Annotated in this window: 11 protein-coding genes and 1 pseudogene; 2 read left to right on the top strand and 10 right to left on the bottom strand. The window is 41.0% G+C overall.

Annotated elements, in window-relative coordinates:
* Positions 1–18: 18 nt before the first annotated feature.
* The 3 genes from PV763_RS14095 to PV763_RS14085 are packed head-to-tail and all read right to left on the bottom strand — an operon-like array spanning position 19 to position 4608.
* On the bottom strand, positions 19–1701 hold the full coding sequence (locus tag PV763_RS14095) for an AAA family ATPase (protein WP_420938069.1): 1683 nt from the start codon (positions 1699–1701) through the stop codon (positions 19–21).
* Positions 1698–3818, bottom strand: a complete 2121-nt coding sequence (locus tag PV763_RS14090) for a transposase (protein WP_420938068.1) — start codon at positions 3816–3818, stop codon at positions 1698–1700. Before PV763_RS14090 ends, PV763_RS14095 begins: the two co-directional genes overlap by 4 nt.
* Positions 3805–4608: a TnsA endonuclease C-terminal domain-containing protein gene (locus tag PV763_RS14085; RefSeq protein WP_420938067.1), complete on the bottom strand. Its 804-nt coding sequence runs from the start codon at positions 4606–4608 to the stop codon at positions 3805–3807. The genes PV763_RS14090 and PV763_RS14085 overlap by 14 nt, the downstream gene beginning before the upstream one ends.
* Before the next feature lie 431 nt (positions 4609–5039).
* Here PV763_RS14085 and PV763_RS14080 point away from each other — a divergent pair, with 431 nt between their 5' ends.
* Both PV763_RS14080 and PV763_RS14075 read left to right on the top strand, forming a co-directional pair.
* Complete coding sequence (locus PV763_RS14080; protein ID WP_420938066.1) at positions 5040–5306, top strand: DUF1778 domain-containing protein; 267 nt, start codon at positions 5040–5042, stop codon at positions 5304–5306.
* Positions 5296–5777: pseudogene (locus PV763_RS14075) on the top strand (GNAT family N-acetyltransferase). Before PV763_RS14080 ends, PV763_RS14075 begins: the two are co-directional and overlap by 11 nt.
* Before the next feature lie 600 nt (positions 5778–6377).
* On the opposite strand, the gene glmS reads toward PV763_RS14075, so the two are convergent.
* Genes glmS through ribBA form a run of 7 tightly spaced genes read right to left on the bottom strand, consistent with a single transcriptional unit; the run spans position 6378 to position 13105 of the window.
* Positions 6378–8216, bottom strand: a complete 1839-nt coding sequence (gene glmS / locus PV763_RS14070) for a glutamine--fructose-6-phosphate transaminase (isomerizing) (RefSeq protein ID WP_420938065.1) — start codon at positions 8214–8216, stop codon at positions 6378–6380.
* Positions 8217–8227: 11 nt separating this feature from the next.
* The gene (gene glmU / locus PV763_RS14065) at positions 8228–9592 is read right to left on the bottom strand and encodes a bifunctional UDP-N-acetylglucosamine diphosphorylase/glucosamine-1-phosphate N-acetyltransferase GlmU (protein ID WP_420938064.1); all 1365 of its coding nucleotides are present in this window, start codon (positions 9590–9592) and stop codon (positions 8228–8230) included.
* A gap of 20 nt (positions 9593–9612) precedes the next feature.
* Entirely contained in the window at positions 9613–10134 is a 522-nt protein-coding gene (locus PV763_RS14060) for a phosphatidylglycerophosphatase A (RefSeq protein WP_420938063.1), read from the bottom strand.
* Complete coding sequence (thiL, locus tag PV763_RS14055) at positions 10112–11029, bottom strand: thiamine-phosphate kinase (RefSeq protein WP_420938062.1); 918 nt, start codon at positions 11027–11029, stop codon at positions 10112–10114. The genes PV763_RS14060 and thiL overlap by 23 nt, the downstream gene beginning before the upstream one ends.
* Before the next feature lie 17 nt (positions 11030–11046).
* Positions 11047–11496 (bottom strand): transcription antitermination factor NusB, encoded by a 450-nt coding sequence (gene nusB / locus PV763_RS14050; RefSeq protein WP_004280924.1) that lies wholly within the window; start codon positions 11494–11496, stop codon positions 11047–11049.
* 4 nt (positions 11497–11500) lie between these two features.
* Positions 11501–11971: a 6,7-dimethyl-8-ribityllumazine synthase gene (ribE, locus tag PV763_RS14045; protein WP_420938061.1), complete on the bottom strand. Its 471-nt coding sequence runs from the start codon at positions 11969–11971 to the stop codon at positions 11501–11503.
* Positions 11972–11989: 18 nt separating this feature from the next.
* Entirely contained in the window at positions 11990–13105 is a 1116-nt protein-coding gene (ribBA, locus tag PV763_RS14040; RefSeq protein ID WP_004647616.1) for a bifunctional 3,4-dihydroxy-2-butanone-4-phosphate synthase/GTP cyclohydrolase II, read from the bottom strand.
* Positions 13106–13451: the final 346 nt, after the last annotated feature.

Here is a 13451-nt window from a genome sequence, read left to right as displayed (position 1 = left end):
CTCTCCATTCTTTGTTGCTTAATGCAAAATAGGACGAGTAGGATCAAACAAATAGTGAGATGATTTTAATAACTCATAAACATCTATTTCCTGTTCTTGTGCTTGACTGAAAAAGTTTCGTAAGTCAGTAGCTTCAGTACTTTTCCATTCCTCCGGCTTCATGACTTTACGAGATGTCCGTGGCTTCCTTGCCGGAGTCGTGGTTTGATGCTGTTTAAACTTATCTTCTGCTACAGGGCTGTCTAATACTTCCAGAATATGCTGGAGGAGTACCTGTAAGTTTTCGTTTGGATATTTTTTTAATGCAGAAGTGACATGCGGTTCTATTGTAGCGGCGGGATGACCTAATGCTGTCAGCATACCTATTAAAGTAGAATAATGCGGTCCCAGATCTTTATGCTGTTTTTCTGTTTTTAATGCGGCTTTAAAACGGTGTTGTTCAACATACTCCTCAATTTGAACTTGAGGGATAGTGAGGTCAGAATACCGTGCAATACGTGCAGGATTGCCTGAACGCAGTGCATCTAGAATATCGTGGACTGGCTGCAATTGTTCTTCATAGACTTTTTTAAATAATTCTGAGGTGATTTTTTCCAGACCGATGGTGATTGCATGAATTTGTACCAGACAGAACAACTTAACCACTAGATCCGGAATACCTTGCGTATAATAATACCAAGTGGCTCTTAATTCATCGGTCAGTTCAGCTGGTTGTTGAACCCATTGATACTGCCATAGCTTGTTTGTAAAAGCATGCCATTCAGAAATAATCATTTGATCGGGAGTACTAGGATCGGGAGTAGGGGCTTCATTACGCATAGGTTCCCAGATTAAAGAGCCTAATCCTGCACTGCGTCTAGCTGATCTCAAGTCTTCTTGCAAAATTTCATTGGCTTTGGGTGTCCCAATCATCACGATCGGAATGGATGCGACATTCACCAAGGTGACAAAGAAATTAAGAATAATCTCAGCCCCACCAGATTTTTTTGTATTCAAATGCTGGATTTCATCAATGATTAAAAGTCCAATTGAATAGTTATTTGCGATGATTTTCATCTGCTGCAGCATTGCATTTACATTTAAGCGGCTTCTGGTAAAACGATGCTCGAAGTTAGTATCTCCTAATGCTAAATCTACTGCTCTAAAAAAGTTTGAGCATAAGTTTTTTAAAGAGCTATCATGAGGGCAATCAATTTTAAGATAAACAATTTGCTTTAACCCCAGTTCTTTATGCTCAATCACTTGCGGATAATAACGCAAAATCTTGTTCATCGTGGTCGTTTTCCCACTCCCAGAACATCCTATAATAGACATACTAGTGGCTGTCGATTCTGGAGGAGCGTAGCGGTAAGAGCTTTCGTTTGAAGGTTCTAGTTGTTGAAAAGCCGCGTGCAAATGCCTGTGTCGATCACCATTATTGATGTTTCTACTCACGTAACCTTGCCGGATCATGATAGAAATTTTTTGTTCAAGGGATAGATGTTTGGTGAGTGGTTGGAAAAAATCATGAGGCAGTTGAGCAATTAGATGAATTCTTTCTGGTTGAGGCAAAAAACGCTGCTCTGGAATAAATTTTAGTTTCCCTCGTAGGTGTTTAATAACCGACTTCGTGTCAAGAATGGGCGGTAATTGAGTAATGAGAGGATTATCCCCATAGATGTCTTCTATTGATGTATTAATCGTGAGTTCATTATTATTCATTCTTCATCGTCCTCTTCAAATAATTGTCTCATTAAATCTGGTTGACTTGTCAAATCTAGATTGCTGGTTTGAGATGGGGGTATTTGAGTATTATCTTTATTGGGATTGATGGTCCGGATAGAATTTACAGGCCTGTTTTGTAGGTGTTCCGCACGTTCCATCTGCATGGCTTCTTGTTTATTCTGCCGGATATTTCGAGTACGTTGTGCGTTAGAAAGTTGGAGAACTCCCGCTTGAGCCCGCCGACTCTGTGCTGACTTAATGATGTTGTCAGTAAAATCCTGCAATTCGCTGATGGCTACAGACTTGAGTTGCGAATGCTGTTTTTCAACAGTTTTGATCGCTTTTTGAATTTGTTCAGCTTCCCACCAGGTCAGATGTTGATATTGACGTGAGGTATCATTTAAGTGAGCCTCCCAGTATTCCAATTTATTTTCATCATAAAAAATATAAATGGTATTTACTGAGTATGGGTCAAAACCAATCCGCAACTTTTTCGGGCGAGATTTGGTTGTGTTACGAATAAGCCAGCCTTGTTGATGCATTTCCAGACATTGATAGAATAATCCTTTGACTTTAAGTCCTTTGTCACTTAAAGAGGCATCGATCCTAGGTAGCAAGCCAACATATAGTGATTTGTTATCCACTTGTCTTAACATCCCAGTGCGGTGCTGTAGGCCCCACTGCCAGAGCTTAAGAGGAATAGATGGCAGGTCAGTTGGCATATCGGCACTGCGATCATATTTTGTCAAGACATCAAAATTATTGCGTAATAAGATGCAGCTTAATATGATTTTTCTGAACTCTTCCAGAGTCAGACAAGCTTCTAGCCGATAATCATGTCCGCCTTTCTTTTTTTCCTTGAATCTAGAAACAACACCGATATTATCGTAGGATTTAAAGCGTGACTGAATGATTCCGAAAGCCCTCTCCACAATACCTTTGGCATCGCTTCGATACGGTGGCGCATTTTCAATTCGAACAGAAAAGTTTTTTTCAAGAAGTTCAATTTGATAGCCAATTAGTTCGCCGCGGTCTGCAAGTATGGCGCTAGGTAAACCATAAATCGGCCAGTCTTCCGCTTGTATTTGTAAGCCATAACTCTGACAGAATGTTACTTTATCTTGGATTGCGACGCTGAGGCATTGTATGGCTGTGTTAAATGAGCTGTTTTCCATACCGACATAAAGCCCAGTAATCATCCGGCTAAATACATCGATAGCAATATATACGGTAGGTCTGCCAATAATCTGTGATGGATCTCGTGATGATACAAGGTAGATATCAGCGATTGTTGAATCTATTTCATAACGTGCACCAGGACCATTTGCGTGCTTGGTCGCTGTTGAAGTCAGAGGTTTGTGATCTTTCAGAGTTTTCTGATTCTTCAGAATTTCCTTGGAATTGTTCTTATTTCTATATCGCTTATTATAAAAATAATAGAATTGGGCATAGGTTGGAATATCTGCGGCTTGCACTTGATGAAAGTGCTTAGAAAATAAATTTTTAAACCGAAGATAAGTTTCGTTAATGGATTGTTTTTTGACAGGAACTAAATACTCTTCGATGGCTTGCTTAAAATATAATTCAACCTGTTCAGTGACATTCTTACCTTCATTCGATTCATAAATGCGTGGTCTGCCAATTTTTTTATCACCTATAGCTCTTTTTTGGCCTTTTCCACCTGAGTTTTCATAGTCCGGTACCAAAGCATTTATAGTTTGACCACGTTGCCAGTAGCGTCTTAGGAGTCGTAGGATTTTATTAATTGATACTTCTTTTTCTAGATGTATAGTTTTAATTTTTGCAGTCCTGATTTTTGCATTGATAAGAACTTGTTCATCATTAATTAAATCTTGAATAATAAAAAAGTTTTCATCTCTTTTTTTGAGTTGAATAGAATCCTCACTCAAGTTTAATCGTTTTAAGTGTTCATAAGGATCTTGTGCTGGTATTAGGCTTTGATCATCTGAGAGAGTTTGAAGTTCCTTGGATAAAATGAGTTCAGGAAAAGCATTTTTATTATCAATTGCAATCCATACGGTATACTGCGGTAAGAATTTGAGTATCCGGTATTGTGTTGAATTCAAGATGTAAACTGAATTAATTAGTTGCATGGACTGTATTCTCGTTCTGGAGCAAATTACTTGCATGAATATCAGAGAGTTTAAGCTCCAAGTACGAAATTTCTAGATTAAATTGCAGTATTCGCAGGGCAAATAGTTTTCTAAACAATGCGAGCGTCGTTCCGATACCCCTTTTTTGAGTTTGGTCAGTATGGTTGCAGAAAGAGATCAATGAGCTTTGAGGATACTGGCTAATTTCTTCCATAAAATAAATTGCTTGATCAATCATATGATTTGTTATTTCAAGATTATTTTTTTCTACATACAGCCATTTAATGTTCTCTAGTACCGTAGCAGGAATATCCTTTTCGGTAATCAGCTTGAATGGCGTATTGTGCTCTTCTTCCCAGTAACGACGTTTAATTTCTAAAGACTCAATAATATGTGCTTTATTCAAATCCTTACTATAAAGAGTGTCGAGGGCTATAGAAAACTTACCAAAATCAACTAAAAAATCTGAAGATAGGGTAAAAGGTAGATAATCAACCGATACCTTTTTCATCCGGTAACGAGAACAGATGGAGTTAAGATCATAGATATCCAAAGGATAATGTTCACGAATATCTGTAACGTTCTGATTCCAGTCAAGCAGCAAAAAGGTGGATAACTCTAGATCAGAAAACAAGTGGTGAAGACGTTTACTCACACGACCTTGTACTCTATGAGAGCGACCAATTGAACTGAAGTTATGAACAGTTTTGCAAGGTTTATAATCTCGTCCATGGCCTTGGCCATATCCTTCTTTTACTAATTCCTCATAGTTTTTTATAATTTTTGTCATACAGAAGACCTATGAATTTTGGTTGATAATTCATCATATCTCAAGGAAGATAATTTTGTATTTGGCAGAAATATACAAACTTAAATATATTTATATACAAACAAAATTTTATAATTTTTATTTAATTATTTATTAAATTCAGTAGCTTAATAATTTATCGGGTATTTTAGCACTCAATTGCTGAGTTTAAAAAACGTTTAGGATAGGCAAAAGTATTCAAATTACATCTTAGTAAACATCGTTGCATATTTTTATGTAAACCAACTGCATATTCAGACTCAAACCCGACCATTCATTCTGGTTCATAGTAAAATGCTTATTTTCTATTCCAAATATTTTAATAAAACAAAATATGCAAATTTGAATCTTAAAGTACTGCCTTAATCTGCTATAACTTGTACATCATATTGATGCACAAGTTGGTGGGAAATATGGCTAACTTAGCAACAGAACGAATCAATGTTCGTTCAACTGTAGATGCAAAGAATGTAATTGAGCAAGCTGCGAATTTATTGGGTCTTAGTGTGAGTTCCTTAATGATCCAATCCTCATTTGAACGAGCAAAAGAATTACTTAAATCTCATCACGAGTTAAAAGTAAATAATGCTGATCGTGATATGTTAATGAATTTGCTTGAAAATCCACGCCCTGCAAATGATGAGATGAAAAAATTAATGAGTTTATTGGATGAAAATTGAGGTTTTACAAGACCATCATCAGAAAAAATCATTTAATTGTGGGCAAGATGATCTAAATAAATCCATAAAACAATACACATCCCAACAGCAGAAATCAGGAACAAGTAAAACCTATGTTGCTATTGATGATGATACACAGTAGGTGAGAGGATTTTATTGTCTATCAAGTACCTCTATAGGATTTGATGCTATTTTCACTAAACGATTACCTCGTTATCCATTACCTTGTGTGGTTGTGGGTCGCTTTGCCGTTGATCAAGCAGCGCAGGACAAGGAATTGGAAAAGTACTTTTAGCTCAGGCTCTTAAACAAGTTTCAAAAGTTGCTCAAATTATTGGTGTTAATTTTGTTGTAATACATGCAAAAGATCAAAAAGCCATAGAGTTTTATCAGCGTTTTGGCTTTATCTCATTAACATCAAATCCATTAACATTAATATATCCAGTGAATGAAATACCTAATTTTAAATAAGGTGGGCTGCTAGTAACAGGAATAGCTAGTAGACTTATTCAGAATTTGCACATAGCTCCTTATCCCTTATTTTGCTTTATGACCAAATATTGCGCCTAATTATGGGAATTTAATTAAGTTTGTTTTATTTTTTTTCTTAAGTTATTGATATTAATTGTTCTTTATATTTTAATTTTAAAATTAAGTTTGTATTAAAATTTGGTATCCTGAGTTTTAAGTGAAATTAAGTTTGTATTAGATTCTTCCACTTTAAAATACGAATTCTTGCTCAGAAAGGGGAAGCATACTTTAAATAAAAATGAAATGTTTTCAAGGTGAGGTCAAAAAGGGATGCTTTTTGAATCTAGGGTGGGATTTTTATATATTTATATTGTTGAATATATTAGTAATAATTTTATATTTCTGGTGTGATTCTAATTTGAATTTAATTATATTAAAAACCCTGTAGACTTGGTGAAGAATCACTAGGTCTACAGGGTAGGGTTTTGTTCGTTTACTTCATTAATATACAAACTTAAATAATTAAATCTAAACTTAATTATTTGATACAAACTTAATTATACGAACACAAATACAACACCAGCCTTGATTCAATTTTAATTATTCTACGGTGACCGATTTTGCCAGGTTACGTGGCTGATCCACATCCGTACCACGCAGCACTGCCACATGATAAGACAGTAACTGCACCGGGATGCTATACACAATCGGTGCTAGCACTGCATTGACTGCCGGAATATGGACCACGTGCTTGCGCTCTTTGGCTTTAATGCCACTGTGCTCATCAGCAAAAACAAATAGTTCACCACCACGTGCCTGAACTTCTTCCATATTGGATTTGAGCTTGTCCAGCATGTCATCCTGTGGCGCCAGAATCACCACCGGCATGTCATTATCGACCAGTGCCAATGGTCCATGTTTCAGTTCACCTGCAGCATAACCTTCAGCATGAATATAGGAAATTTCTTTCAGCTTGAGTGCACCTTCTAGCGCGATCGGGAAATGCGTACCACGACCCAGGAACAGGCAGTGCTGCTTTTCAACAAAGAGTTCTGAAAGACGTAAAATTTCATCATCATGACGCAAGGTATCCAGCATGACTTTAGGCATATGCCAAAGTCCTGTGGTAATTTCCGTCATTTTTTCTGTAGAAATAGTATTTTTTACAGAACCGATTTTCAGGACCAACAGCATCAATGCAGCAAGCTGGGTAGTAAAAGCTTTGGTTGAAGCCACACCAATTTCAGGGCCTGCTAGTGTCAACAGACTATGCTGAGTTTCACGCACCATCGAAGAGGTCGCCACGTTACAGATGGTCATCGTGGTAATGTCCAGGCCTTTGGCAGTTGCACGTTTCTGTGTATCACGTAAGGCAGCTAAAGTATCAGCAGTTTCACCAGATTGGGAAATACACACATATAGCGTGTGATTCACAATCACCGGCGTGCGATAACGGAATTCGCTAGCAATCTCGACTTGGCAAGGTAGATCAATCAGCTGTTCAAACCAGTATTTGGCAATCATGCCGGCATGATAGCTGGTACCACAGGCAATAATCTGGATTTGCTGGATTTTTGAAAAGTCTTGTTCCGCACTGGCAAGGAAGTCTTCGCGCAGGTCATTGCCATTTAAGGCTTGGGAAATGGTCTGTTTAATCGCTTCAGGCTGCTCATAAATTTCTTTGAGCATATAGTGCTTGTATTCACCTTTAGACGCATTGCTGACCGCAGCATCCAGTTCCTTGACCGGACGATCTACCAGCTGACCATCGACAAAGACTTCAATGGTGGTGCGGGTCAAACGGGCAATATCACCTTCTTCCAGGTAGATAAAACGGTTAGTAATTGGAAGTAAGGCTAATTGATCTGAACTAATGAAGTTTTCACCAATCCCGACACCAATCACCAGTGGAGAACCTTCACGCACGGTAATCAGTTCATCCGGGTGGTCAGTATGTACGATGCCCAGTGCATAGGCACCTTTCAATTGCGGAACCACTTGGCGTACAGCTTCTAACAGGCTCGGGGTAGATTTCAGTGCATCATTGATCAGATGGGCAACCACTTCAGTATCAGTCTGTGAGGTAAACACATAGCCCAAAGCTTCAAGATCATCTTTGAGTTCTTGGTAGTTTTCGATAATTCCGTTATGGACTACTGCCACATTTTCAGAAATATGCGGATGGGCATTTTCTTCAGTCGGTTTGCCATGGGTCGCCCAGCGTGTATGCGCAATGCCAAGTGAACCACTAATCTGTGATTCATTCACAGCCTGTTCAAGGTTCGCAACCTTACCGACACGGCGTTCACGTAGGACTTGGCTGTTGTTAATGAGTGCCAAACCTGCTGAATCATAACCACGGTATTCCAGGCGTTTTAAACCTTCAATCAAAATATTGGTAATGCTACGTTCTGCAATGCCACCAACGATACCACACATATTTATTCCCCTTATTTCTTGATTTTTTGCGGACGTGGATAGTTTTCTTTGGCAAATTGCTTAGAGCGCTCTACTGCCAAACTGTTGTCTTCCACATCACGGGTAATCGTTGAGCCTGCACCGACTGTGGCGCCATTGCCAATTTTTACAGGTGCCACCAATGAACTGTTCGAGCCAATAAAGGCCTGATCACCAATAATCGTTTTAAACTTGTTCGCACCATCATAATTACAGGTAATGGTTCCTGCACCGATATTAGAACCGGCACCGATTTCAGCATCACCCAGGTAGGTAAAGTGGTTGGCTTTAGAGCCTAAACCAATCGTGGTATTTTTAACTTCAACAAAGTTACCGATATGCACTTCATTGGCCAGTTGTGCACCCGGACGGAGTCGTGCAAAAGGTCCAATTTGAGTATCTTCCCCAACGACGGCGCTATCAAAAATGCTATATGGCTGAACCTTGGTGCCAGCTGCAATCTTGGTATTCTTGATAATACAGCCAGCGCCAATTTCAACGTTGTCGCCCAGCTCGCAATCACCTTCGATAATCACGTTGATATCAATGCGAACATCCTGGCCGACAGTTAAATTACCACGCAAGTCAAAGCGGCTTGGATCAATCAGATGTACGCCTTGCTGCATCAGCTGTTTGGCTTGATAAACCTGGAACTGACGTTCTAAAGCAGCCAGCTGCACCCGGTCATTTACCCCTTCAACTTCAAAAGCCTGCTCAGGTTCTACCGATGCAACTTGCATACCATCTGCCAAAGCCATCGCGACGATATCCGTCAGGTAATATTCACCTTGAGAATTGTCATTACTTAAACTTGGCAGCCATTGATGCAGTTTGGCATTGCTGACCGCATAAATACCGGTATTGATTTCTTTAATCTGACGTTGCTCTTCGGAAGCATCCTTGTGCTCAATAATGGCCTGGATCTGACCCTGTTCACGCACAATACGACCATAACCATTGGCATCTGGCAGGGTAAGCGTCACCAGACCAATACCGGTTGCTGCAGTGGCATCGAGTAATTTTTGTAAGGTTACAGGATTAATGCAGGGTACATCACCAGAAAGAATCAGCGAGACGCCGTCTTGTGGCAGGACAGGCAAGGTCATTTGTACGGCATGACCTGTACCCAGCTGTTCAGCCTGTTCGACCCATTTAATCTCTTGCTCTGCAAAAGCAGCCTGAACCAGATCGCCACCGTGACCATAGATCGTAATAATATTATCTGCGTTTAATTTTTTTGCTGTTTCAATGACATGACCCAGTAAAGGACGTCCTGCAAGGGGTTGTAATACTTTCGGTAAGCTTGAACGCATACGCGTGCCTTTACCTGCAGCAAGAATAATAACAGTCGTTGACATGTTCTAATCCTAAATATGGCTTATGCCACGATGAAGTAAAAATAAAGCAAAATACAAAGAGCCGCCCAAAGGCCGGCAATAATGTCATCCAGCATGATGCCGAAGCCACCGTCGACCTGTCGGTCAATCACACGGATCGGCCAAGGTTTCCAGATATCAAATAACCTGAACAGGGCAAAACCGACGAGCAACCATAACCAGTTCATCTGGCCTAAGTAGATCAGGGGCAAAAATGTGATGGATTGTCCGGCAAATTCATCCCAGACAATGCGTCCATCATCATGAACCCCCATGACTCTAGCAGTATGCCCGCAGATATATATGCCAACCAGGGACATGATGGCAATGGCAAAAACACTGTTTAGAAAACCAAGATGCAGCCAAATGGGAATAAATAAAAGTGCAAAGGCCGACCCAAAGGTACCGGGTGCTTTAGGTGCCAGACCGGAACCAAAACCAACCCCACTAAAGACAATCAGTCGGTCGATCCATGACATGGCTTTAAAATTAATCGCAGGTTTATGCAAAATGTTGATACCCATTAAATTGAAGTGAATGATCTACGCCATCTTTTTCAAAAGTTAAGCCGTGTTGCTGCTGAATTGTGCCGATTATACTAATCGAAACATCAAGTTGTTTTTGCAATAATTTTCCGTAATTTTGCGGGCTTATTGTAAAGCATAATTCGTAATCATCGCCACCAGCGAGGGCATATTGCCATTTTTGTTCATCACTTAAGGCATGCAGGGCAGGACTGATCGGCAGGTTTTCGAGTTGCAGCTTTGCACCGACTTGAGAGGCTTTGAGAATATGTCCAAGATCTTGGGCCAAACCATCCGAGACGTCAATCATGCTATTGGCCAGTCTTTTTAGGGCAGCACCGAGCTGACAACGTGGCGTTGGATAGTCCAGACGTTTCTGGAGAGGATGACCAAGATGATTTAAAGCAAAAGCAGCATCACCGACAGTTCCACTGACACAGATCAGATCACCCGGTTTTGCACCTGAGCGTGGAATGGCTTGACCAATATCCACCCAGCCCAATGCTGTGACAGACAGGGTTAAATGAGGACTTTGAGTGGTATCACCACCGATTAAGCTCACACCAAATTGATCGCAACAATCATATAAACCCTGACTAAAAGCTTTTAGCCAGTCATGATCAATTTGGGGTAGGCTCAATGCGAGTAAAATACTGTGCGGGGTTGCGCCCATCGCGGCAATATCAGATAAATTGACAGCCACAGCTTTCCAGCCAATCGCATGCGGATCGGTGTCTATTGGAAAATGGCGTCCAGCAACTAGAGTGTCGGCACAGATGACCAGTTGTTGCTGAGGAGGGGGGGTGAGCAAGGCTGAATCGTCACCGACGCCCAGATCGACAGAATTGGCATTCTTGCGATTGAAATAGGTGTCGATAATCGAAAATTCAGCCATACAACGAATCTACGCTATTAGTTAGACTGCTGTTTTTCTGCTGCACGCAAAGTTGTCGCTAAACGATCCAATACACCATTGATGTATTTATGGCTATCGGCACCGCCAAAATGTTTAGCCAGTTCGATTGCTTCATCTAGAACGACGCGATATGGAATCTCAAGATGTTCTTTAAGTTCATATGCACCAAGACGAAGGGTCGCAAGCTCAACACCGTCAAGTGCTGAAAGTTCGCGATCGAGTACCGGGATTAAGAGCGCATCCAATGCTTCATGATTGGCAACCACTTGAGTCAACAATTCATGATAATAGCTCAGATCCACTTTGTGCATAGCATTTTCCACACGCGTACGTGCTTCAATCTCATGCACCGGATTGTGGCTCATTTGCCATTCATAAATTCCTTGTACAGCAAAGCGACGTGCTTTACGTTTTGCTGCATAAGTTGCTTGAAGTGTTTGCGACATAGCGTTAAATAGCCTTTAACAAGTTAACCATTTCAATCGCAGTCAGGGCAGCTTCGCTACCTTTATTGCCTGCTTTTGTTCCAGAGCGTTCAATCGCTTGTTCAATACTGTCCGTAGTGAGTACACCGTTAATGACAGGTAAGCCAGTGTCCAGGCCAACCACGCCCAAACCTTTGGCACATTCGCCTGCAACGAAATCGAAGTGAGGCGTGCTACCACGAATCACGGCGCCAAGCGCGATGATGGCATTGAAACGATCTGAAGCTGCCAGTTTTTTCGCAACGACAGGAAGTTCCCAAGCACCAGGTGCATGAACAACAGTGATATTATCCTCTGATACACCATGACGTTTCAATGTATCAATGGCACCTTCTAACAGATGTTCAACCACAAAGCTGTTAAAACGACCAACTAAAATCGCATAACGGTCTTCGTTCGCGAGATGTAACATACCTTCAATACGGCGAACTGCCATAACAACCTCGATGATTTCTTAAGATGTTTGTTGTGCGGTGATGTATTCTACCACTTCTAAGTTAAAGCCTGACAGGGCATTGAAACGCAATGGAGAGCTGAGCAGCTTCATTTTTTCAACGCCTAAATCACGCAAAATTTGTGCACCCACACCAATGGTCTGATACTGCTGAGACAGTGCAGAATTTGATTTTACATTTTTTGGTGCTTTAAGGGTATCTAATGCTGGACCCAGGTCCTGTAAATGGTGTTGGCCAATCCAGACCAAGACACCACGATCACTGTTGGAAATTTCTTTCAAGGCACGATCCAGGTTCCAGGCCGGCTCGCCATCCTGTTTCTTCAGTTTGAGCAAGTCGCGGGTCGGGTTAAAACCATGTACACGCACTGTGGTCACACCCTCTTTAGGCTCACCTTTGACCAAGGCCAAATGGATATCCGGGTTACCCAGTTCACGATAGCGGTACAGGTCAAAGCTGCCGTATTCAGTATCAATACTTTGCTGATCAATACGCTCAACCGTCTGTTCATTGGTCATGCGGTAATGAATCAGATCGGCAATCGTGCCGATTTTCAGGCCATGCTTTTCAGCAAACACTTCAAGATCCGGACGGCGCGCCATGGTGCCATCTTCATTGATTATTTCACAAATGACTGATGCCGGTTCCAGTCCTGCCAAACGGGAAAGATCACAACCTGCCTCAGTATGTCCGGCACGGTGCAAGACACCGCCTGGTTGCGCCATCAGCGGGAAGATATGTCCTGGCTGTACAATATCTGCCGGTTTGGCATGAGCAGCCACAGCAGTTTGAATCGTGTGCGCACGTTCAGCCGGAGAAATACCGGTAGAAATACCTTCAGCCGCTTCAATCGACAGGGTGAAATTGGTCCCATGCTGGGCACCATTGGCATCCACCATTAACGGCAGATTCAACTGCTGGCAACGCTCTTTACTTAAAGTCAGGCAGACCAGACCACGTGCATGGGTGATCATGAAGTTGATGTCTTCAGGACGTACGTGTGTGGCAGCAATCACCAAATCGCCTTCATTTTCACGGTCTTCATCATCCATCAGGATGACCATTTTTCCTGCACGGATATCTGCTACAAGCTCTTCAACAGTATTGAGCGGCATCAACCTTCACCTTCTTTTTTGATCTTGATCAGACCGAATCATGACATTATTGGGTACATAGTCTAACGCTTTTTGCGCAATTTTGCCTATGCTTATTGCTTTCCCTCTAGTGGTTCATTGTTATACACAGTCTTGATAAACATGAAAAGCCGACTTTAAATGAAAGCCTGGGCTTTATGCAGGTTTTTTGAGCAATTAAAAAGCATAAAAAATGAGAAACTTAGGTGAAATCAACATAAGCTCAGACATTAAGGTGTTTTCAGAAAGTATTTTGGTGGTGTATCAAAAAGTATGCTAAAAAAAAGCAGGTTGAATTTTGATAAAATAGAGAAATGCAAATAACTCT

The sequence above is a fragment of the Acinetobacter sp. AS5 genome, from assembly GCF_048957595.1.
Taxonomy (GTDB): domain Bacteria; phylum Pseudomonadota; class Gammaproteobacteria; order Pseudomonadales; family Moraxellaceae; genus Acinetobacter.
This window is presented reverse-complemented; position numbering and strand designations above follow the sequence as displayed.